This is a genomic window from Miniphocaeibacter halophilus (genome assembly GCF_016458825.1).
Classification (GTDB): domain Bacteria; phylum Bacillota; class Clostridia; order Tissierellales; family Peptoniphilaceae; genus Miniphocaeibacter; species Miniphocaeibacter halophilus.
The window spans coordinates 1,743,790-1,766,516 of record NZ_CP066744.1 but is presented as its reverse complement, the minus strand read 5'-3'; the positions used below and the strand labels follow the sequence as shown (position 1 = coordinate 1,766,516).

Below are 22,727 nucleotides of genomic sequence, written 5' to 3'. Positions count from 1 at the left end.
TGTAAATATTATAAAACTATTGATAACTATTGTCAATATAAATATATATTCTTTCATATTTCTAGAAAATCCCTTATAATCATAATATAAATAATAGTTAACGTAACTTCTAAAGGAGGAGTAGTTTTGTTAAATTGGAAAGATGAATACAACCTTGGAATGTTAGCCGATTTTTATGAATTCACTATGGCTAACGGATATTTAGAAAAAAATAAAGAAGATATTATTACATATTTTGACCTATACTTTAGAAATGTGCCTGATAATGGAGGCTTTGTAATTTTAGCAGGCTTAGAGCAATTAATTAGCTACATTGAAAATCTAAAATTCTCAGAATCAGATATAGAATATTTTAAAAGTAAAAATATATTTTCAGAAAAATTTATAGACTATTTAAGGGATTTTAAGTTTGAAGGAGACATATGGGCAATGCCTGAAGGCTCAATTGCTTTTCCAAATGAACCTTTAGTAACGGTAAGAGCACCGGCTGTACAAGCACAATTAATTGAAACTATGGCCTTATTGTGTATTAATCACCAAACTTTAATTGCTACTAAGGCCAATAGAATCGTTAGGGCTGCTAATGGGAGAGCTGTAATGGAGTTTGGTGCTAGAAGAGCTCAGGGAGCCGATGCTGCAACACTAGGAGCCAGAGCTGCTTATGTTGGTGGTGTTATTGGTAGTTCTAATACCTTAACAGATAAAATATTCAATGTTCCAGCTTTAGGTACAATGGCTCATTCTTGGGTAATGATGTTTGAAAATGAATATGAAGCTTTTAAAGCATATGCGGAAACTTTCCCAGATGATACAACTTTATTAGTTGATACATATAATACTCTTAAGGAAGGAGTTCCTAATGCTATAAGGGTTTTTAATGACGTTTTAAAACCTTTGGGTAAAAGGCCTAAGGGAATTCGCTTAGACAGTGGAGATATTGCATACCTTTCTAAACAATCAAGAATTATGCTTGATGATGCCGGCTATGAGGATTGTAAAATAGTTGCCTCCAGTTCTTTAGATGAATTTAAAATTAAAGCATTAATAAATCAAGGAGCAAAGGTAGATTCCTTTGGAGTTGGAGAAAGACTTATTACTTCTAAATCCAGTCCCGTTTTTGGAGGGGTGTACAAACTGGTAGCAATAGAAAAAAACAATAAAATAATACCTAAAATAAAAATCAGTGAAAATGTAGAAAAAATTACAACTCCAGGTTTTAAACAAATATACAGAATTTATGATAATATAACAAAAAAAGCTGAAGCTGATTTAGTTTGTCTCTTTGACGAAGAAATTGACACTACTAAACCTTTAGAGATTTTCCATCCAGTACATACATGGAAAAGAAAAGTAATTGAGAATTTCTCTGTAAAAAAATTACTTCTTCCTATTTTTAAAAATGGAAAATTAATATATAATCCACCAACTTTAGATGATATTACCAACTATCGAAAAACAGAACTAAATTCTTTCTGGGATGAAATTAAAAGATTTGATTATCCTCATCTATATGTAGTTGACCTATCTTTAAAATTATGGAATTTAAAAACTGACCTTTTACAAAATCGATAAAATAAAAAAGGCATTTAGACTTTTTAAAGTTTAAATGCCTTTTTATAATAATCTTTAAACATTATATTTTACAAGGGAATTAATTTCATATTCAGAATTTAATTCTCTTCCATTTAGTTCTTCTAATTCTATTAAGAACTCCATTGCTGCTACTATTCCACCTGCCTTTTCAACTATTTTTGCCAATGCATTAACAGTTCCTCCAGTAGCAAGTAAGTCATCTACTATAGCGACCCTTTCCCCTATGTCAATAGCATCTGTGTGCATAACCAGTTCGTCTTTTCCGTACTCTAAATCATACTCGTAGCTTATAGTTTCTCCTGGCAATTTCCCTGGTTTTCTTATTGGTATAAAACCTACACCCATAGCATATGCAACTGCAGAGCCTAAAATAAATCCTCTAGCTTCCGGTGCTGCTATATATTTAATATTTTTATCTTTTAGATTGTCTGCCATAGTATTAATAACATATTTAAAAGCTTCTCCATCCCTTATTAAGGTTGTTATATCTTTAAAACTAATTCCTTTCTTCGGAAAATCTTCTATTATTCTAATCTTATCGGATATATCCATAAATCCTCCTATGTTTTTTTCCAAGTTCTAGGCGAAAACAACACTAGAATTGGTATTATTTCCAGTCTTCCTGCTAACATACTAATCGATAAAACAATTTTGTTTAAATAACTAATATTAGCAAAGTTTAAGGTCGGTCCTACTTTTCCTAAACCTGGACCAACATTATTAAAGGTTGTAGCAACAGCACTAAACGATGTTAGAAAATCATCAAATGATAAGCTTACAATAAAAAATATTATTACAAATATTATTACATATATTGCCAAATAATTTAAAATATTTTCCTTTGCATCATCTCCTAGTCTTCTTTTATTAATTCTAATTAATTTTACTCTGTTGGGATTTGCTGATTTTGCAAATTGTGCAATACTGGATTTTATGTACACAACTACTCTAAAAATCTTTAACCCTCCAGCTGTTGATCCTGCACATCCACCAACAAATGTTAAAAATAAAATTATAACTTTTGAAAATAAAGGCCATTTATCGTAATCAACTATTGTAAATCCTGTAGTAGTAATGGTAGAAGATACTGTAAAGAAAATATTTCTTATAGCTTCAAATATTGTATCATAATTTCCATATATATATTTAAGAATATTAAAATAATAGAAATTCCAATAATTCCTAAATACCATTTTAATTCCTCGTCGTCAAAGGCTTCCTTTATTGACCCTACAATAATTAGATGGTAAATATTAAAATTTATACCAAATACTATCATTCCAATGGACAAAACCATTTCTATATAAGCACTATTATAGTGTGCTATTCCTGCATTTGAAATTCCAAATCCACCAGTTCCAGCTGTTCCAAAAGCATATAACATAGAATCAAAAAACTTTACTCCGCCTAATAATAGTAAAATAATCAACACAAAGGTCATTGAAAAATAAATTATATACAGGACCCTTGCACTATCTCTAGCTTTTGCTGCAACTTTGCCAAATATTGGCCCCGGTACTTCTGCCTTCATAATCAAAGATGACTGATTATTTTCCCTAGGTAAGATTGCTAGAGCAAATACCAAAATCCCCATACCACCTATTAAATGCGAAAATGATCTCCAAAACAAATTCGATTTGGATATTATATCCAAGTTGGTAATAATACTTGAACCGGTAGTTGTAAAACCACTTACCGACTCAAAAAAAGCATCTATAAAATTTGGTATGTCTCCAGATAGAAATAGAGGAAGAGCTCCTAAAAGGGATACTAGCAACCATCCTAAAGCAGCTATTATAATCCCCTCTTTTGTGTAAAATCTATCTGTTTTTTTACATTTTTTAGATAAAAAAGTACCTATTATTATCATTATTATCATAGGAATTAAATAAGCTAACTGATAGTTTAATTCCTCTTTAAAGACTATACTTACAATCAAAGGCAAGACCATTAAAATACCTTCAATTTTTATTATCTGTCCTAAAATATAACCTAATATTCTATAGTTCATAAACTCTCCATATTTTTACATAATAAAATTATATTATACTATAGTTGAATCAATAATATCCTCTATAACCTTAAAAGATTTATTAAGTGTAATAATTACAACTTTATCACCAGGTTTAATAATATCATTTCCGTAGGGAATAATCACTTCTTTATCTCTAATTATAAAGGAAATTAAAGTATTCTTTTTTATATTCAAATCTTTTAAAGGAATATTACATATTGAATTACTTGATTTTATTTCAAATTCTATAGCTTCTACTTTATCATCTGCAATTCTATGAAAGGCTTCTATTTTTGAATTTGTTAACTTAATATTTGTCCTTATAAATTGTACTATTTTATCAGAAATAACTTTTTTAGGGGAAATCGTAGTACCTATTTCTTCTAAATTGATTATTTTTAAAATTCTAGTTCTATCAACCTTTGTAATTGTTTGTTTTACTCCCTTTTGATTAGCAAATATAGAGGCTATAATATTTTCTTCATCTATACCGGTCATTGAAATAAAGGTGTCAAAGTTCTCAATACGCTCTTCTTCTAAAATGTCTTGATTTGTTCCATCTTCTCTTATTATATCTGCATCTGGAAAGGTAAAGCTCAAATGATCTGCAACATCTTTTTTTCTTTCAATAACCTTTACATTGTAATTTTGTTTTACTAATCTGCTAATTAAATAGAAAGAAATCCTGCCTCCTCCTACTATCATAATATTTTTGTTTTTCTTAATATTACCTATAAATTTAAAAAATTCCGTTAAAGCGTCTTTTTCACCTAGTACATAGATTATATCGTCTTTTTTTAATACAAATTCACCATTTGGAATATAGACTTCATCTTTTCTAAGTACTGAGCAAACTAAAATATTTCTATTGATTTTATTTTGTATTTCCAATAAAGACATATTGTTTAAGACACTTTTATCCCTTAATTTAAAAGAAATTAACATTACCTTGCCGTTAGCAAATTCTTCAACGTCTAAAACATCTGAAAAACTCAATATTCTTACAATTTCCCTAGCTGTTTCAAGTTCAGGGTTAATCATTAAGTCTATATTCATTGTTTCACTCATAAAATCGACATGATTTGAATATTCAGGATTTCTAACTCTGGATATTGTATATTTTGCACCTAATTTTTTAGCCATTACACAGGCTACCATATTTAGCTCATCTTGATTTGTTACAGCTATAAAAATATCACACCTATCAATGCCGGCTTCTTCTAAAACATAGGTATCTGCTCCATCACCTGCTATGCCCATAATATCGTTATACTCTAGAATTCTATCTAGCACTTCCTTGTCCTTTTCAATTAGGGTTATATCGTACCCCTCCTTAGACAAATCCTCACTTAAATATTCGCCGACCTTACCTGCTCCAACGATTATTATATTCATAATTCCTCCAATTTATAGTAGTCCTACTGCTTTTTTTGCTAATTTATCCGCTTCTTCGTTATATTTATCACCAGAATGGGCCTTAACTTTTACAAATACAACTTCTATTTCATTTTTCAAAATATCAAATTGATTTTTATAGTATTTTGTTAATTCATTGTTTGTTTTCCAATTTCCTAAAGCCCAATTACTAATACCTGTATAGTCATAATGAACGAAAATCTTTTTTAATCCGTATTCAATCGCCTTATTAATTACATACAAAGAACCAAAAACCTCTCCAGTAACATTTCTATATTCAGAATAATTCTTATTTTCTACTACTTGGAAAAAAGTTTCCTTTCCCTTCTTAGTAAATAATACTGCTCCAAAACCACATTCCTTACTTTTAACGTTATAACTACCATCTACAAAAGCAATAGCTTCATCTTCGCTTATTATATTCTCAGTAATTTCCTTTGGACTTACTTCTTTTTCTTCTAAAATAAATCCTTTAGCGTCTTCTATATTTTCAAACTTTTTATATATTGCTCCTTTAAATCCAATAACTTGTTTTTTACAGTCGTCCCAGTTAAAGTAAATTCCAGGTGTTTTACCTTTCTTAACTGCGTAATAATACTTTTTTGCCATTATGAATGTGCCAATCTACTTGCTGCAGCTGCTGCAATGGCAGCGACAATATCATCTAAAAAAGTATTTACTTCATTTAAACCTTTATTCTTATCTAAATCATTTATAATTCCAATTTTTTCCTTGTCTAAATATCCAAAATTAGTTAACCCAATTGAACCATAGATATTAACAATCGATAAGGGTAATATTTCATCTATTCCATATAATCCTTCATCATCTTTTATAATCGTCCTTAAGGGTTCATCTATTAGGTCCTTTTCAGCTAATTCATCCAGTGCAATTCCCGTTAAAATCGCATGACAAACTTCTCTTTTTTTCAATACACCAAGAACATTTTCCCTGCAAATCTCCAGTGTAAGTTCCGGAAAATAGTCTTCCTGTAACCTATATACGATTTGTGCAATATCTTTAATATGGACACCTCTACGATGTAATGCCTCCCTAGTATATTTAATTAATTCTTCCATTGTATGATTTGTTTGTATCTTACTTCTCATTTATTTACACTCCTATTGAATAAAAAATAAATTTTTTAATATTATTTGAAATTTAATATAGGTTATTTATAAATTCTAACTATATCTATAATACCCTACGACCCTTTACTATTTTCTCATAAATAATTTAAGCTTGCCATACCGTTAACTAGATACAGAAACTTTAAAATTTATATTACAATTAAATAAAATGCTCCATTACTTATAATAACATTTAAACCTATTTTATAATATGTCTTTATTTTTTCAAAGAAATTAATGGTATAATTTACTTTAAGATGAAAATTACTGGAGGTTTTAATTATGTTAATTTGGATAGATTTTACTTGTCCCTTTTCATATTTAGGAATAAAAAAATTGTTTTCTATAATTGAAGAAAATAACTACAATTTAAATTTAGAAATTAAATCATTTCTGCTTAATCCGGACTTAAAAGGAAAACAGGATTATATAAAAAGTCTTAGTGAAAAATATAATATTCCATATAGCAAAGCTGAAAACATGGCTTATGGAGCAACAAAAATGGCATCAGAGGATAATATAAAACTGGATTTCAAAAATCTAAGAATGGTAAGCTCAACTAATGCCCATAAATTAATTAAACATTTTGAAAATAATGAAAAATATCATAGTTTAATTATAAAAATATTTGAAAAATACTTTTTAGAGCAAAAAAACATCAGCAATATAAATGTTTTAGAGGATATTTTAGCTGAGTTAAATATTGACAATTCCTCTGTAAAAGAAATTACTGAAAATAACAAATATTTAGAAGAAATTAATAAGGATATGTACCAAGCTTCAACCTTCAAAATTAATAGTACCCCTACTATTCTTTTGCGAAATGGTAAAAAATTTATTGGCTCTAGAACAAAGGAGCAGTATATAGATATAATAAAACAATCATTGGAGATGAATTCATAATGAATTATGTAAATTTAAATAACAACTTAAAGGTTCCACAAATAGGCATAGGCACCTATAAAGTTGAAAATATTCAAGAAATAACAAATCTTATAGAATATGCAGTAAAAGCAAATTATGAAATGCTAGACACAGCTTCCTATTATAATAACGAAAATTTAATAGGAGAAGTTTTTAAAAATAATCCTGAATTAAAAAAACATTTTTTAGTCTCCTCAAAAGTATGGCCTAGCGATTTTGATAAAGATAATACTAAAAGGTCCATTGAAAATTCTTTAAATAATTTAAATTTAGACAAAATAGACATTATGTTTATCCATTGGCCAAGTGAAGGATTTTTAGAAGCATGGAAGGTATTTGAGGACTATTATGAACAAGGAGTTTTAAAATCTATTGCTGTATGTAATTTCCAAATAAAGTATATGGAAAAATTACTTGTCCATGCAAACATACCACCTTCTATTAACCAAGTAGAACTACATCCTTATTTAGTTCAAGAAGAACTATCGGATTATCTAAAAAAATCAAATATTAAAATTCAAGCATGGGCGCCTCTTGGCAGGGCAAGTAAGGAAATGTTCAACGAAAAAATATTAGTTGAGCTAGCTAAGAAATATAATAAATCAGTAGCACAAATAATATTAAGGTGGCATATAGACAAAGGTCATATTATTATTCCTAAGTCTACAAAGGAATCTAGAATAAATGAAAATATAAATATTTTTGATTTTTCTTTAGAATTAGAAGAAATAAAATTAATAGATAAGTTAAATAGAAATCATAGATTCTCGCAAAATCCTGATGATGAAGAGTGGCTTACTAAAATTAGAAAGGGTTTGAAGTAATGGCAGAATATATTTTTGGTAGAAATGCTGTATTAGAATTATTAAATTCCAATAAAGTTGAAGTTTTATATGTACAAAAGGGAAATTTAAAAGGATCTATTGAAAAAATAATAGGCAAAGCTAAAGATGATAAAATTGTAATAAAATATGTCGATAAGAATAAATTAGATAATATTTCCCAAGGTGGAACTCATCAAGGAGTCGCAGCCGCTGTTCTTGAATACAAATATTTTCAAGTTGATGATATTTTAAATGAGGCATATGAAAAAAAAGAAGACCCTTTTATAATAATTTTAGATGAAATTGAAGATCCTCACAACCTAGGAGCCATTATTCGAACAGCAGAAGTTGCAGGAGCTCATGGGGTTATTATCCCTAAAAGAAGATCTGCCACAGTAAATTCCGTAGTTCATAAAGCTTCAGCTGGTGCTACAAGTTATTTAAAAATTGCTAAGGTAACAAATATAACCGAAACTATTAAATATTTAAAAGCTAAAAATATTTTTATTTATGGTGCAGATGGAGAAGCTAAAAGTTTTTATAATGAAACTAATTTAACAGGTCCAATTGGTATTGTAGTTGGAAACGAAGGAAAGGGCATTACTAAACTCGTTAAACAAAATTGTGATGAGTTAATAAAAATACCAATGTTTGGAAATATTAACTCTTTAAACGCTTCAAACGCTGCTGCTATCATACTTTATGAAGTAGTGAGACAGAGAAATGAAGAGAAATAAATATCTTTTTGTCGATGGATATAATGTAATAAATGCTTGGCCTAATTTAAATACTATAAAAAATGAAATTGGACTAGATGCTTCAAGAGAAGAATTAGTTAATATACTTTCAGAATATCAGTCACTATCAGAAGAAAAAATAATCTTAGTATTTGATGCTTATCTTGCTAAAGGTGAAAGAACTACTGGAGAGAAAAAAGTTAAAAATATAATAGTTTATTTTACAAAAGAAAAAGAAACAGCCGACCAATATATAGAGCGTTCACTAGATAAAATAGGAAAAAAGGACAGGGTTAGAGTAGCAACCTCTGACAGTCTAATTCAACAAACAATTTTAAACCGTGGTGGTACTAGACTATCGTCAAATGAACTATTAATTGAATACAAAGGTTTAAAAACTCAAATAAAACGTCTTGAATCTAAATCCAGAACCTATAATTCCAAAAATCTAGTAACTATGGACAAGGAAAATCTATGTAAACTTGAAGAATTAAAAAAGGATTTAAATTAATAAATCCTTTTTTGTCCTTTATAAGATATTATGCCTTCCTTAGTTTTTTAGATAATTTTAAAGATTTTGACAATATTATTCCTAAAACTGTATTCATAATAGAAGCTGGTAATACAACAGTCCCAACTAATACTAAAAAACTATCTTTCATTGAAGGTGTAAATACAAAAACTGCGAAAGTTAAAAAAACTAATCCACTTGAGAAAGTACCTACAAAATTAATTATTCCTGACTTAATTGTATTTAAATTAAATTTAAATATATATTTATATATAAAGTATACTACTATTCCTGAAACTAACTTATCTATTATTGAAGGGATTTGACCACCTGGAAATTTCGTAGTTAACATTGCCAATACTCCTGCTACTAGAGAAATTACAACTGTTGAAGAAAAGTTTTTAACAATAAAAATAGCTAAAAACATAGTAGCCAATAACATATCCGGTGTAACTCCATAAATCGGTGGTGTAATTGCATGTAAAATTGTTCCTAAAGCTAGTAAAACCGCTGCTAATATCATATCTTTTGTTTTCATAATCTATCTCCTTTTAATTTTAATTGAATTTTTCTTAAGTTTTTACTACCTTTTCTCTTCAAGTCATTAAATCATCCCCTAAAATATATTATTATATAAAATTCTTATATAAAATAAAAAAACACTTACTCCAATAAAGGAGCAAGTGTAAACTCGCGGTGCCATCCTAATTATACATATAAAAATGCATATCTCTTTTCAGATACTAACATATCCTATCCCTATAAGGTGAGAAACACCCTCCAGCTACTATGATTCGCCTTCGATCTCATAGACCCATTCATAAAACTCTTCATGAAAATTTTCACCAACCATTTTCTCTCTACGAATTCAAGCTTTACTACTCTCTCTATTCAACGATTAATTATTAACCTTTATTATAAGTCTAATTTTTCTTTTTGTCAATAAAAATAATTTATAGTATATATCTTTTTTCAAATTGACAGATTTCTCAACAAAAGTTATAATTATCTTACTCGCTCTCTTAGCTCAGTAGGTAGAGCGCTTCCATGGTAAGGAAGAGGTCGCCGGTTCAATTCCGGCAGTGAGCTCCATAGACACCAATTGGTGTCTTTTTTTATATCTAATACTAATAGACAATAAGCACTATTGTGATAAAGTGTAAAATCCTATATAATGAGAGCTAATGGCGAATCTATGAACAGAGCAATCACATATGGGAGTGTTGAGAAATATAAAACCTAATAACTTAAAAGATGGTAATCTAGTAGTATTCAATGACGAATATGAATATTCTGTTAAAAAATATTTTAATTCAGGAAATTATATTATTTTTAAACCGGATTCAACTGATGAAAGGTTGAGAGATATTGTTTTTCCAAAAAATATAATGTTAATATAATTAGAAAAGTAGTAGTCTATAACGCAGTATTAGATTAGAGGGTGTTAGCTAGACCCTCTAGTTTATATACTTGAAAACGACCATATATTTAGTTTAATATTGTATATAAGCGATATGCTTAATATTTTAATTTTAGGAGGATTGATTATGAAGAAAAAATTACTTGTCATGGTAATGATTGGAATGCTGACTTTAACTTTTACAGGATGTAAAGTAGAAAAAGGGAAGCCAGAAGACATTTCTGAAGCTGAAAAACAAATTGAAGAAATGGATAATGAAATTGAAGAAGAAATGGATGAGTCAGAGTAAGAAACTAAGGCTGAAGTTATAGAATTAACTGTGGATATGCAGAAAGATTTACAAATAAAAATACAAGAAAAGCTAGGGACAGGAGCGAAAGTAGAAGTTCTTATCTACAACGCTAAAGATAGCATCGGTGATGCATTCCTATCTGTAAGTGTTGTGGCTAAAAAGACATATTAGAACCAATTCAATTAGATCAAGATATAATAGATATGATTTTACTACTTATAGAAGATAATCTTAAACTTGGCGATATTACTCTTGTGTTTTTTGGTTACACCACAGATGGAAGTAGAAATTGGCTAGTAAAAACAAAATTCACCAAAGCAACTATAGATAAAATTGATTTTATGTTACAAAATTCAATGATACAGCAGATGAGTATAATATAAAACCAAATTACGAAAAAGAATTCAACAAATACTATAGTAAATAAAACTAAAAAAGCCCCCTGCACTGCAATGCAAAGGACTTTGAGACGTATGGTATACATCCAAGTTACGCAACTTGATTATACCACATTTTTTATATATCAGAAAGGAAAACGTAATGAATTTTAAAGTTACGTACAAAGAAAAAGACGGTGGTATACAAGCGATTATTAACTATAAAGTAAACGGTAAGTGGAAACAAAAAACAAACAAGGCTTTAAACGGCAATAGGGTTATTCCGGTTCCTGAAAACTTGTGAAGGAAATATTAGTTTTTAGGAAGAAATATCATACTGATTTAACAAATAGAGTTTTGGGGAGTTTCAAACTTCCCTAATTTTCTAAAAAAATCATTATGGTATACAAGACACGAAGGATTTACTCCCCATAACTTTAAACACAGCTATGTTTCAGCTCTTTTAGAGCAAGGTTTGGATTTAAAAACAGTAGCAACACTAACCAGAAACTCTATGGAGATGATTTCTAAAACTTATGCACATATGGATAAAGATTCTTTTGACAAGGCTAAAAAAGTAATAAATAGTTACTTTTAAGATTTCTGCCGTTTATAATTTTATATAAAGAATAAACTTACAAACGTGCATTTTGCATTATTGTAGTAAAGCCTATTATTATAACGCTTTATTTCTATATTTTAATAACGATATTTGAGGTGAAAAATTTGAAAGGAACATTAGTTTACAAAATTCTTAAAGATCATCTAATTGAAGGTGATTTAGAAATTGGAAAAGAAATAGCTATTAAGCTAAATCAAACATTAACCCAAGACTCTACAGGAACTATGGTTTATTTACAATTAGAGGCTATGGGAATAGATAAAATTAAAACGGATTTATCTGTAGCATATATAGATCACAATACTATACAAGCTGGTTTTGAAAATGCAGATGACCATGAATTTATAAGAACAGCTGCTAGAAAGTATGGCCTTGTATATTCTAAACCAGGTGGAGGTATCTGCCACCAAGTACAATTAGAAAGATTTGCTAAACCTGGAATTACTTTAATCGGTTCTGATTCCCATACTCCTACTGCTGGAGGTTTAGGTGCATTAGCCATAGGCGCCGGCGGACTTGATGTAGCTGTTGGTATGGCAAATGGCTATTATTATATAACTGTACCTAAGGTATATAATGTTAAATTAACAGGAAAGTTAAGCGATAAATGTAATGGTAAAGATGTTATTTTAACTGTATTACAAAAACTATCCGTTAAAGGCGGAGTTGGATATATTATGGAGTACACCGGACCTGGTGTAAAGTCTTTATCGGTTACCGACAGAGCAACTATTTGTAATATGGGAGCAGAATTAGGAGCAACAACATCTATTTTCCCAAGTGATGAAAACACTTTGGATTTTTTAACAAAACAAAATAGACCTGAGGATTATATTGAACTATCTCCTGATGAAGAAGCAGAATATGAAAATACTTTAGAGATTAATTTAGATGATATTGTACCAATGGCAGCTAAGCCACATAGCCCGGACAATGTTATTAAGGTTGATGATGAAAAAATAAAAGTCGACCAAGTTGCAATTGGTTCCTGTACAAATTCATCCTACGCAGATATGATGAAGGTTGCTAAAATCCTAGATGGTAACAAGGTTGATCCATCTGTAAGTTTAGTTATAGCTCCAGGATCAAGTAATATACTAAGACTTCTTAGTGAAAATGGTGCTTTAAAAATATTTATTGAAGCAGGTGCAAGAATACTTGAATCAGCTTGTGGTCCTTGTATTGGAATGGGACAAGCACCAAAATCTAAGGGAGTAAGTTTAAGAACATTTAATAGAAACTTTAAAGGAAGAAGCGGAACTATGGATGCTGAAGTTTATCTTGTAAGTCCGGAGACTGCTGCTGCTTCTGCTATTACAGGATATTTAACTAATCCAAATACTTTAGATTTAGATTTGACTATTGAAGAGCCAGGTAATTATGGAAAAAGTGACAACTATTTTATATTCCCTAATGAAGAGGATTTAGGAAAAGATGTTGTAATGGGACCAAATATTAAACCATTCCCTAAAGCTGTTCCCTTATCTGATACTATTAATAAGAAAGTAATCCTTAAAACAGGAGATAATATTACTACAGATGATATTTGTCCATCTAATGCTAAATTATTGCCATTTAGATCAAATATCCCTTATTTATCACAATTTTCTTTTAAAACCATAGTAGATGATTTTTATGATAGGGCAGTTAATAATGATGGTGGAATAATAGTTGGTGGTGACAATTACGGCCAAGGTTCTTCAAGAGAACACGCTGCACTTGTTCCCCTATTCTTAGGAGTAAAAGCAGTTATTGCCAAATCATTTGCAAGAATTCATCGCTCCAATTTAATTAATAGCGGTATCTTACCTTTAGTTTTTGTAAATAAGGATGATTATGAAAAAATAGATGAGTATGATGAACTTGAATTAAATAATACTATAGAAGCTGTAACAAATGGTAAGGTTATTAATTTAATCAACAAGACTAAAAATATAGAAATACCTGTTATATTTGAAGGATCACCAAGAGAAATTGAAGTAGTATTAAATGGTGGATTTTTAAATTACGCAAAGAATAATAAATTAGAGGTGTAAAATGCATAGAGTTACAATGTTAGAAGGAGATGGCATAGGTGTAGAAATCTGTGCTTCTCTAAGAAAAGTATTTAGAGCAGCTGAAGTAAATATACAATGGGATATTTACCAAACCGGAGAAAAACATTTTGAAAAACATGGAGAATTAATATCTGATGATTGTTTTAATAGTTTAGAAAAAAATAAAGTTGGAATAAAAGGACCTATGACAACTCCTATTGGAACAGGCTTTAGATCGGCAAATGTATTTTTAAGAAAAAAATATGATCTATTTGCAAATGTTAGACCTGTAAAATCTTTAGGTAAAATAGATAGTAAATTTGAAAATATCGACATTACGATTTTTAGGGAAAATACTGAAGATCTTTATCAGGGAATTGAAGAGATGGAAGACGAAAATACTGCTAAAAGTATTAAGATAATCACTCGAAAAGGCTCTGAAAGAATTGCAAAAGAAGCTTTTGAATTTGCAAAGAAAAACAATATAGAAAAAGTAACCGTAGTTACTAAGGCAAATATTATGAAATTTACAGATGGACTGTTTTTAGAAGTTGCAAGGGAAGTTGCTAAAAATTACCCTGGAATTAAGTTAGAAGAAGTCCTAGTTGACAATATGGCTATGCAACTTGTAATGTACCCTGAAAGATATAAGCTGATTTTAACTGAAAATCTCTATGGAGATATTCTGTCAGACCTTTGTGCCGGTCTTGTTGGCGGTCTCGGATTAATACCGGGAGCTAATATTGGAAAAGATATTGCAATTTTTGAACCTGTTCATGGTTCTGCTCCTGATATAGCTGGAAAAAACATTGCCAATCCAACAGCATTAATTTTAAGTGGATGTTTAATGTTGGAATATTTAGGTGAAATTGAAGCAGCTACAAGAATAAAAAATGCAGTAGATAAAACTTTAAGTGATAAAAATAACTTTACAAGAGATTTAGGTGGAAATAAATCAACAGAAGAATTTACCGATGCTATAATCTCTAATCTTTAGGAGGGGTTCTATGGTTGTAAATAATTCTCAAGGCAAATCGATTGTTGAAATAGAACAAGATTTTTTAAAAACACTTGATGACAATAGTTATATTGATCCTTCACTATATACAAAATATAATATTAAAAGAGGTTTAAGAAACTCTAATGGTACTGGTGTTTTAGTCGGTATTACCAATATAGCTAGTGTAGTTGGATATGAAATAAAGGATGGAATAAAGGTACCAATAGATGGTAAATTATTCTATAGAGGTATTAGATTAACGGATTTAGTTAATGGTTTCCAAAAAGATGATAGATTTGGATTTGAAGAAACGGCATTTCTTTTATTACTTGGTACATTACCAACAAAAGATGCCTTAGAAGAATTTAATAGGGTTATTAGTTACAACATAGAATTTCCAAAATTTTATAAAGAGGATCATATAATTAAATATCCTAGTAATAATATTATGAATATGTTGCAAAAACAAGTTCTAACCCTATACACTTACGATAAGAATGCAGAAGATATTTCACTTCTTAATACTTTTAAACAATCTTTAAGTTTAATTGCAAAATTACCAATATTAATGGTTTATTCCTATAAGGCAAAAAAACATTATTACGATAATGATTCTCTTGTTTTACACAGACCTTTAAGCAATTGTTCAATAGCTGAAAATATTTTGCATATGTTAAGACCTGACAGTAAATTTACAAAGGAAGAGGCTAGACTTCTAGACCTATGTTTAGTAGTTCACGCAGAACATGGTGGTGGAAATAACTCTGCCTTTGCAACTCATGTTGTATCTTCTACAGGAACAGATACCTATTCAGCTATTGCTACAGCAATTGGTTCCTTAAAAGGACCAAAACATGGCGGTGCCAATATTATGGTTAGAGCTATGGTAAATAATATTATGGAAAATTGTAATTGGAAAGATTACGATTCCCTTTCAAACTATATTGATAAAATATTAAATAAAGAAGCCTTTAATAAAAAAGGACTAATTTATGGAATGGGTCATGCTGTATATACAAAATCAGATCCTAGAGCTGTTCTCCTAAAGAAAAAAGCTAGAGAATTAGCTGAAATAAAAGGATTTTCAGACAAGTTTGAACTACTTGAAAATATTGAAAATTTAACGATTAGTAAATTTAAAGCTAGAAAGGGTCCTGAATTTGAAATATGTGCCAATGTTGACCTTTATGCTGGATTGGTTTATGAAATGTTAGGAATTGAACCGGAGCTGTATACTCCAATTTTTGCCGTATCACGAATAGCAGGTTGGTGTGCTCACAGACTTGAACAAACAAGAGATGAAAAAATTATGCGTCCTGGTTATATTTCAATATCCGGTGAAAATGAATATACTAATATTAATGATAGATAATTTTTCAATAAAAAAGTACTGTATAAATATATTTTAAGGTGACCCCAAAAAGTTGGACTTTTTCCAGAGCAGATTTATCGCTCTGGTTTTTCTATTATTATGCTGTAGCTAACTTCATTTAATTATTTTGAAAGACTTATGTCAAGAGCAAAAGCGAAGCGACTCTTGACCTATGGCTTTCAAAATAATATCATAGCTATGCTACAGATAATTGTTTTCTATATTCTACTGGACTTAACCATCCAAATCTTTCTTTTATCCTTAGTTCATTATAGTATTTTATATATTTTCTTATTGCTGTTTCTAATTCTTCATAACTATAATATATTTTTCCATAATACATTTCTTGCTTCATTATTCCAAAGAAATTTTCTATTGGTGAGTTGTCTAAACAATTACCTTTTCTAGACATACTTTGTATTATTCTGTTTTCCCTTAGCTTTTTTACATAGGCTTTCATCTGATACGCCCAACCTTGGTCTGAATGAAATGTTCTTCTATACTTACAATCAGATGTTATTTTAATAGTTTCTTTCAGAGAAACCATTATATTCTCTGTTGATGGTCTTTCAGATATTCCATAGCTTAATATCTCCAAGTTACATAAGTAAATAAATGGATCAAAATACAACTTTTTAATTTGAGGATTTCAATTCTTGTCACGTTTATAGTATTTGAATTCTGTTGCGTCTGTGGTTATTTTTTGATGAATTATACTGGTGTTAAATCGTCTATTTAGTTTGTTTTTTGCTATTTTACCAACTTTACCTTTGTATGAACTATATTTTCTACTTTTTCTAGTAAATGATATTACTTGAAGTTTAAGTTTTTGTACAAGTCTCTGTACCTTCTTTTTATTTATCTTCAATCCTAGTTTTTTAAGTTCACCATAAATTCTTCTATATCCAAAGTTTTCATGTTTTTCTCTTATCGTTAAAATTTCTTTTTCTATTTTTTATCCAGACTATCTCTATTAAATCTTTTTTGCCAATACATATATGTTGATTTTGGAAATTTAAGCACTGCAAGAATATCTTTTAATTTAAATGATCCTCGGAGATTGTGTATTATTCTTGCGATTTGTTCTTTTTTTGACTTTCCTTTAGACGCAATCTCCTCAATTCTTTTAAATATTCATTCTCTATTTTCAGAGCTAAAACTTGTTGTTCTAGTTCTTTAATTCTGTCAGCATCATTTTTATTTATCTGAGAAATTTTATTGTTTTTATTGTCTTTAGCTTTCATTTTAGAGGGTCTCCCTTGTTGTTTTACGAGACCTTCTTTTCCCAATTTTCTAAACTTTGATACCCACCCTGCTATTAATGATGGATTATTTATTCCGAAATTGGTTGCTAGTTCATGATAAGAGGTCTCTGTAGTTAGGTAAGACTCTATCATATTTAATTTAAAATCTAAAGTATATTTATCATTTTGTCGTTTTCTTAATAACCCTGTTTCTCCAAATTCTTTATACGCTTGTATCCAGGTACATACTGTCGTAAAACTTGGAATATTATATTTTTTAGCTAAATATTTGTATCCTCCCAAGCCATCTAAATATTCCTCTACTACTTTTAGTTTAAATTCAAAACTATATTTCGCCATTGAAAAACCGACCTCCTAATCGTTAGATTTTTGGTCTAACTTTTGGGGGGCGGTACATTTATTTATATACAGTACTTTTATTTTTTATTTTTTTCTTACTATTTCAATATCATATCCGTCAGGATCTGTAATAAAATAAAATTTAGGTATATTTGAATCTGATAAACCGCTTAATTCTGTTACCTTATAACCCATTTTTTTATGTTCTTCATGAGCTTTTTCTAAATCTTCAACTTCATAAGCAATATGACTATAACCATTACCTAAATCGTATGGTTCATGGCCAACATTATAGGTTAATTCTATTTCATGACCACTTTCTTCATCACCTAAATATACTAGACTAAACTTATCTTCCGGATAGTCTTTTCTTTCTCTTACCTTTAAGCCTAAAGCTTTCTCATAAAACTCTATAGATTTCTCTAAATCATAAACTCTTATACATGTATGAATTGCCTTCATTTTCATAATTATTCCCTCCTTAGTCTAATTTCAATAATATAGTATTATTTGTTTCTATATTTCTATAGGTACTACCCCATAAATCCACATACCAAGTTTCAGTTTCATCGTTAAATTTAAAATGAAATCCTACTTTTTTATCTATATTATCTTCTAATTTATCCTTATCTACTTCTTCATCTTTACTAAATCGTCCTTCTTTGTAACTTAAGAATCCACCAATATATGCTGTTTGATTAAAAGTGGATATATTTACCTCAAAGGAAGTAATATCTATTAAATAGGACATATAATTCCTTACATAGTATTGATTATACCCAATATTGCTTTTAATCCAACCAATAGCTGTGTCTAAAGCCTCTCCACCTATTGTGGAAAATAAATTAATATCGGAATTTTCAAAAGCCATTTCATTTTCTTTTAAAGTCTTCTTTATAAGATTAACAAAATGATCTAAATAAAAATAATTTTCATAGTTCATTTCCAATTCAACATAATCCTCTACATTTTCTAAAGATACCGAATTAGATAGAGCATAACCAAATTTGCTTTTATTGACTACAGCAATAGAATCCTTGTTAGTTAGATTTTTATTTCCAAATTCATTGAATTCCTTTACTGTCATATTAGTGTTTTTCCCGTTTATAAATACAACATCATCTTCATCTACATCATTGATTGTTAAATCAAAATCACCTTTTTCAATTTTAATATTATCATTTGAAACTTTAGAATTTTTAAAATCTACTATTAGATTAAAACTATTTTCATTATTTTCATAGTTTACCTTTATTTCGTCCTCTAACTTTAAAAACTCAAATTCCGCTTTAATATTATAAATTCCCGGTATTAAGGTTAAGTCTTTAATTTTATAGTATTTTTCTTTCCCTATTTCCACTTCTTTTTTTATTAAAGATTCATCCTTAATATTAATTGGTGTTATTTTTATTTTATAATCTGAAGAAAACAACTTGTTACTATTTGATTTAACAACGCCTATTAAATTTTCACCTAAGTAGTCCTCATTTTCCTTTATGTTTTTTATATCACTAGATACTGACTCCTTAACATATTTAGCAAAACTTTCATCTTTCTCGTATAAATCTATAAAATTATTAAGTGATTCCTTATAATATTTTTTAGTATCTCCTTCTATATAGGTGATTTTTTCTAATTTGTTAATATTATGATTTTCAACTGCAGAAATAAACTCATTTTCTATTTGATCAATACCTATACCATTAAAATTAATAAATACTAAGAAAGCAATTGTAGCCAAACATATTATTGTTACAGATATTAGTATATATTTTAATTTTCTATTTTCAAAACCTATTTCTTCATTATCTTTTACATAATTATCTTTAGCAATAATTTCTTCGTCTATTTTAATACTATCGGTTTTATTCTTATTTTCTTTGTCTTTGTCTATTAAAATCCTTCTTCCGGATAAAGGATTGTTTTTATCTTTTAACTTTCCTAATTTTTCGTCGTTTTCTTTTTTATTTTTTTCTTTTTTTAGGATTTCTTTTATATTAATTTCTTCATCTTCAACTTTATGAAAATCTAGTTTATCCATTAACTTATGAATATAACCTCTATTATCTGACTTTTTATTATTATCATCATTTGACAAATACAATCACCTCCAAAGAAACTAAATTACGCCTTTTTATTTATTCTTTTCTTTATTATAAAATATGATATTATAGCTAAAATACCTACAATTACAACTATTACTGAATATTCTCTTACAATTGTTTTAACATATTTCCAATTATCTCCTAAATAAACACCTAAGTATGTAATTATACAATTCCAAATTAAAGACCCTAATGCTGTGTAAAGAATAAATCTAAAACGATTCATCCTAAACATTCCTGCCGGAATAGAAATAATAGATCTTACTATTGGTAACATTCTACAAAGAAAAATAGAAATATTTTCATATTTTAAATATATATTTTTAGCTCTTTTAAGATTTGTTTCATCAATTTTTAAAAGTTTATTACCTTTTCTAAATATCTTACGAACTTTTACATTATTTATATAATAACCTATATAATATAGAATAATAGCTCCTATAACCGAACCTAATGTTGCAGAAACTACTACTCCTGTATATTTTAAACTAGTAGAAATTGTAAAAAATCCTCCTAATCCTAAAATTATTTCTGAAGGAATTGGAGGAAAAATATTCTCTATTAAAATCAGAAAAAAAATTCCAAAATAACCATAATTATCTACGAAATGTATTATGAAATCTTCCAAATTCATCACCCATTCAATTATAGCATAGAATTATATTATACAGTATTACAAAGATATAACAATTGTTCTTTCTTGTAAATTAAAAGAAGTAAGATTTAAAATCCCACTTCTTATTAATTCTTTGATTTAATTTTTTTCAATCGAAAAAATTCCTCTATGTTTTTTTCTTCAAGAATTTCTTCTGTTTCTTTAATAATTTCCTTATATCTTGGTATTTGAATTTTATCGAGGGCATTTGCTCGCTTTTTAGTTTTTTTAATTTCTTTTGCTAAATTATAGACAGAATTTTCTATTTCTGCTAATTCATAAATAATATCCTTTATTTTTATAAATTCCTTTATTGCCTTATCAAAGGCAGGGTTGGTGTTATACATTCCAAAATCTATATAATTTTCTTGGTCTTTTTTATAGAAAACAGTTGGAACCATTGCTCCCATTATAGATTTATAGACTATATTATATCTTTCTTCTTTTGATATTCCTTCAGCTATATTGTCTAGATTTTCTCTTCCCATAGTTATAGTAGCTTCTTTAAGAAGATTATATGCCCTTTCAAATTCAACTTCTATTTCCTCTTGAAGTTTCTTAGACTTGTCTACTAAAGACATCATCTCTTTTACCAACACTACTCTTTTTCTATCAAGTAAGTCATAACCCTTTTCTGCAAAATCCAAAGATTTTTTAATTTTTATTAAATTTCCCTTTGTAGGTGTAATTTTATAAACAGCCATATTATCATCGCCTATTTAAGATATTTGTTCTTTAGTTCAGGATCTATTCTGTCTAAATCCTCTTTAGGTAAAATCCTTATTAAATCCCAGGCTAAATTTAAAGTATCAAAAATACTTCTATTGTCGTATAAGTCTTGTTTTATAAATTTATTTTCAAACTCATTACCAAATTCCAGATATTTTTTGTCTGATTCCGATAGATCATCAGCTCCAATAATTTGAGCTAAATCCCTAACCTCCTGTACTTTTGAATAGGAGGCAAATAGTTGATTTGCAATACTTTGGTGGTCATCTCTAGTAAAACCTTCACCAATTCCATCTTTCATTAACCTTGACAATGAAGGCAAGATATTAATATTAGGATAAATATCTTGCTGCATTAATTCTCTTGACAGAGTAATTTGTCCTTCAGTAATATAGCCTGTTAGGTCTGGAATAGGATGGGTTATATCATCATTTGGCATTGTTAGTATGGGAATTAATGTTAAAGAGCCTTCTGAATCCTCAATCATCCCCGCTCTTTCATAAATTGAAGCCAAGTCCGAATACATATAGCCTGGGTATCCCTTTCTACTAGGAACTTCTTCCCTCATAGATGAAATTTCCCTTAATGCCTCGCCATAACTTGTTATGTCGGTCATAATTACCAAAACATGCTTACCTTTTTCAAAAGCTAAAAATTCCGCAGCTGTTAAGGCACATTTTGGTACAATAACCCTCTCCATTATCGGATCATCAGCATAGTTAATATACATGACTACATTACCTAATACTCCGGAATTTCTAAATTCATTTTCAAAATATAAGGCTTCATCGTGCTTTACTCCTATGGCAGCAAAAACTATAGAAAAGTCCTGGTTTTCATCACCAATTATTTTAGCCTGTCTTACTATTTGAGCCGCTAATTTATTATGAGGCATGCCGGCTCCTGAAAAAATCGGCAATTTTTGTCCTCTTATTAAGGTTGTTAAACAATCTATAGAAGATATTCCCGTTTGTATAAAATTTCTTGGATATACTCTTGAAACAGGATTTATTGGTCTACCATTAATATTGTAACTATTTAAAGAATAAATTTGTCCTAACCCATCAATAGGTTCACCAACACCATTAAACTTTCTTCCTAAAATTTCTTCAGACAAGGGTAATTCAAAAGGTTTTGCACTAAAGGAAACCTTGGAATTTTTACCACTAACTCCTGTTGTGTCTCCAAATACTTGAATTACTGCAGTATTGCCAATAATCTTTACAACTTGTCCTAAATAATTATTTTCTCTTGTTTGTACTTTTACAACTTCACCAAAGAAAATATCGGAGACTTCATCTATTTCTATTAAAGAACTCTCTATTTTACCTAATTTTGTATATTCTTTTAACATGAATTCTCCTTT

General features: G+C 28.9%; 25 protein-coding genes, 1 tRNA gene, 1 pseudogene and 1 other annotated feature. Of the genes and pseudogenes, 14 read left to right on the top strand and 13 right to left on the bottom strand.

What is annotated here, in order from left to right; genetic code table 11:
• Positions 1 to 126 precede the first annotated feature (126 nt).
• Complete coding sequence (locus JFY71_RS08730; protein ID WP_263457727.1) at positions 127 to 1,572, top strand: nicotinate phosphoribosyltransferase; 1,446 nt, start codon at positions 127 to 129, stop codon at positions 1,570 to 1,572.
• Between the two features lie 54 nt (positions 1,573 to 1,626).
• On the opposite strand, the gene JFY71_RS08725 is transcribed toward JFY71_RS08730, so the two are convergent.
• From JFY71_RS08725 to JFY71_RS08700, 6 genes are read right to left on the bottom strand one after another with little or no spacing between them, the layout of a single operon-like run.
• Positions 1,627 to 2,145, bottom strand: coding sequence for an adenine phosphoribosyltransferase (locus tag JFY71_RS08725; RefSeq protein WP_243660422.1), 519 nt, complete (start codon positions 2,143 to 2,145; stop codon positions 1,627 to 1,629).
• An 8-nt stretch (positions 2,146 to 2,153) separates the two neighbouring features.
• Positions 2,154 to 2,786: a potassium transporter TrkG gene (locus tag JFY71_RS08720; RefSeq protein ID WP_243660421.1), complete on the bottom strand. Its 633-nt coding sequence runs from the start codon at positions 2,784 to 2,786 to the stop codon at positions 2,154 to 2,156.
• Positions 2,699 to 3,604, bottom strand: coding sequence for a potassium transporter TrkG (locus JFY71_RS08715; protein WP_243660420.1), 906 nt, complete (start codon positions 3,602 to 3,604; stop codon positions 2,699 to 2,701). The genes JFY71_RS08720 and JFY71_RS08715 overlap by 88 nt, the downstream gene beginning before the upstream one ends.
• Positions 3,605 to 3,637: 33 nt before the next feature.
• Positions 3,638 to 5,002 carry a Trk system potassium transporter TrkA gene (gene trkA, locus JFY71_RS08710; protein WP_243660419.1) on the bottom strand — a complete coding sequence of 455 codons (1,365 nt, stop codon included), beginning with the start codon at positions 5,000 to 5,002 and terminating at the stop codon, positions 3,638 to 3,640.
• A gap of 12 nt (positions 5,003 to 5,014) precedes the next feature.
• The gene (locus JFY71_RS08705) at positions 5,015 to 5,632 is read right to left on the bottom strand and encodes a ribonuclease H1 domain-containing protein (protein WP_243660418.1); all 618 of its coding nucleotides are present in this window, start codon (positions 5,630 to 5,632) and stop codon (positions 5,015 to 5,017) included.
• A complete protein-coding gene (locus JFY71_RS08700; RefSeq protein ID WP_243660417.1) occupies positions 5,632 to 6,132 on the bottom strand; it encodes a phosphatidylglycerophosphatase A family protein in 501 nt (166 codons plus the stop codon). Before JFY71_RS08700 ends, JFY71_RS08705 begins: the two co-directional genes overlap by 1 nt.
• A 303-nt stretch (positions 6,133 to 6,435) precedes the next feature.
• Between JFY71_RS08700 and JFY71_RS08695 the strand changes: the two genes are divergently transcribed.
• The 4 genes from JFY71_RS08695 to JFY71_RS08680 are packed head-to-tail and all read left to right on the top strand — an operon-like array spanning position 6,436 to position 9,149.
• Positions 6,436 to 7,056, top strand: a complete 621-nt coding sequence (locus JFY71_RS08695; RefSeq protein WP_243660416.1) for a DsbA family oxidoreductase — start codon at positions 6,436 to 6,438, stop codon at positions 7,054 to 7,056.
• A complete protein-coding gene (locus tag JFY71_RS08690; RefSeq protein WP_243660415.1) occupies positions 7,056 to 7,901 on the top strand; it encodes an aldo/keto reductase in 846 nt (281 codons plus the stop codon). The genes JFY71_RS08695 and JFY71_RS08690 overlap by 1 nt, the downstream gene beginning before the upstream one ends.
• Positions 7,901 to 8,638 carry a 23S rRNA (guanosine(2251)-2'-O)-methyltransferase RlmB gene (gene rlmB, locus JFY71_RS08685; protein WP_243660414.1) on the top strand — a complete coding sequence of 246 codons (738 nt, stop codon included), beginning with the start codon at positions 7,901 to 7,903 and terminating at the stop codon, positions 8,636 to 8,638. The genes JFY71_RS08690 and rlmB overlap by 1 nt, the downstream gene beginning before the upstream one ends.
• Entirely contained in the window at positions 8,625 to 9,149 is a 525-nt protein-coding gene (locus tag JFY71_RS08680; protein ID WP_243660413.1) for an NYN domain-containing protein, read from the top strand. Before rlmB ends, JFY71_RS08680 begins: the two co-directional genes overlap by 14 nt.
• A gap of 28 nt (positions 9,150 to 9,177) precedes the next feature.
• Here the strand turns inward: JFY71_RS08680 and JFY71_RS08675 are convergent, their stop codons facing one another.
• Positions 9,178 to 9,687 (bottom strand): tryptophan transporter, encoded by a 510-nt coding sequence (locus JFY71_RS08675; protein ID WP_243660412.1) that lies wholly within the window; start codon positions 9,685 to 9,687, stop codon positions 9,178 to 9,180.
• Between the two features lie 134 nt (positions 9,688 to 9,821).
• Positions 9,822 to 10,053 (bottom strand) — a binding site (T-box leader).
• 112 nt (positions 10,054 to 10,165) lie between these two features.
• On the opposite strand from JFY71_RS08675, the gene JFY71_RS08670 reads away from it, so the two are divergent.
• The 9 genes from JFY71_RS08670 to JFY71_RS08635 all read left to right on the top strand — a co-directional run bounded on the left by JFY71_RS08670 (position 10,166) and on the right by JFY71_RS08635 (position 16,268).
• Positions 10,166 to 10,241, top strand: a tRNA-Thr gene (locus tag JFY71_RS08670).
• 131 nt (positions 10,242 to 10,372) lie between these two features.
• The gene (locus JFY71_RS08665) at positions 10,373 to 10,549 is read left to right on the top strand and encodes a hypothetical protein (RefSeq protein WP_243660411.1); all 177 of its coding nucleotides are present in this window, start codon (positions 10,373 to 10,375) and stop codon (positions 10,547 to 10,549) included.
• A gap of 147 nt (positions 10,550 to 10,696) precedes the next feature.
• Positions 10,697 to 10,858: a hypothetical protein gene (locus JFY71_RS08660; RefSeq protein WP_243660410.1), complete on the top strand. Its 162-nt coding sequence runs from the start codon at positions 10,697 to 10,699 to the stop codon at positions 10,856 to 10,858.
• Positions 10,859 to 11,064: 206 nt separating this feature from the next.
• A complete protein-coding gene (locus tag JFY71_RS08655) occupies positions 11,065 to 11,244 on the top strand; it encodes a hypothetical protein (RefSeq protein WP_243660409.1) in 180 nt (59 codons plus the stop codon).
• A 157-nt stretch (positions 11,245 to 11,401) separates the two neighbouring features.
• Complete coding sequence (locus JFY71_RS08650; RefSeq protein ID WP_243660408.1) at positions 11,402 to 11,542, top strand: hypothetical protein; 141 nt, start codon at positions 11,402 to 11,404, stop codon at positions 11,540 to 11,542.
• A gap of 171 nt (positions 11,543 to 11,713) precedes the next feature.
• Complete coding sequence (locus tag JFY71_RS12050; RefSeq protein ID WP_263457726.1) at positions 11,714 to 11,836, top strand: hypothetical protein; 123 nt, start codon at positions 11,714 to 11,716, stop codon at positions 11,834 to 11,836.
• Between the two features lie 128 nt (positions 11,837 to 11,964).
• Entirely contained in the window at positions 11,965 to 13,896 is a 1,932-nt protein-coding gene (locus JFY71_RS08645; protein ID WP_275955179.1) for an aconitate hydratase, read from the top strand.
• 1 nt (position 13,897) lies between these two features.
• Positions 13,898 to 14,893: an isocitrate/isopropylmalate dehydrogenase family protein gene (locus JFY71_RS08640; RefSeq protein ID WP_243660406.1), complete on the top strand. Its 996-nt coding sequence runs from the start codon at positions 13,898 to 13,900 to the stop codon at positions 14,891 to 14,893.
• A gap of 10 nt (positions 14,894 to 14,903) precedes the next feature.
• Positions 14,904 to 16,268 carry a citrate synthase gene (locus tag JFY71_RS08635; protein WP_263457725.1) on the top strand — a complete coding sequence of 455 codons (1,365 nt, stop codon included), beginning with the start codon at positions 14,904 to 14,906 and terminating at the stop codon, positions 16,266 to 16,268.
• Between the two features lie 196 nt (positions 16,269 to 16,464).
• On the opposite strand, the pseudogene JFY71_RS08630 reads toward JFY71_RS08635, so the two are convergent.
• From JFY71_RS08630 to JFY71_RS08605, 6 genes and pseudogenes are all read right to left on the bottom strand, one after another.
• Positions 16,465 to 17,872: pseudogene (locus tag JFY71_RS08630) on the bottom strand (IS3 family transposase).
• An 84-nt stretch (positions 17,873 to 17,956) separates the two neighbouring features.
• Positions 17,957 to 18,340, bottom strand: a complete 384-nt coding sequence (gene gloA / locus JFY71_RS08625) for a lactoylglutathione lyase (protein ID WP_243660405.1) — start codon at positions 18,338 to 18,340, stop codon at positions 17,957 to 17,959.
• Between the two features lie 13 nt (positions 18,341 to 18,353).
• Positions 18,354 to 19,970 carry a zinc ribbon domain-containing protein gene (locus JFY71_RS08620; protein ID WP_243660404.1) on the bottom strand — a complete coding sequence of 539 codons (1,617 nt, stop codon included), beginning with the start codon at positions 19,968 to 19,970 and terminating at the stop codon, positions 18,354 to 18,356.
• Between the two features lie 26 nt (positions 19,971 to 19,996).
• The gene (locus JFY71_RS08615) at positions 19,997 to 20,605 is read right to left on the bottom strand and encodes a DedA family protein (RefSeq protein WP_243660403.1); all 609 of its coding nucleotides are present in this window, start codon (positions 20,603 to 20,605) and stop codon (positions 19,997 to 19,999) included.
• Positions 20,606 to 20,718: 113 nt separating this feature from the next.
• Positions 20,719 to 21,336, bottom strand: a complete 618-nt coding sequence (locus tag JFY71_RS08610; protein WP_243660402.1) for a V-type ATP synthase subunit D — start codon at positions 21,334 to 21,336, stop codon at positions 20,719 to 20,721.
• Between the two features lie 11 nt (positions 21,337 to 21,347).
• A complete protein-coding gene (locus JFY71_RS08605) occupies positions 21,348 to 22,715 on the bottom strand; it encodes a V-type ATP synthase subunit B (RefSeq protein ID WP_243660401.1) in 1,368 nt (455 codons plus the stop codon).
• Positions 22,716 to 22,727 lie beyond the last annotated feature (12 nt).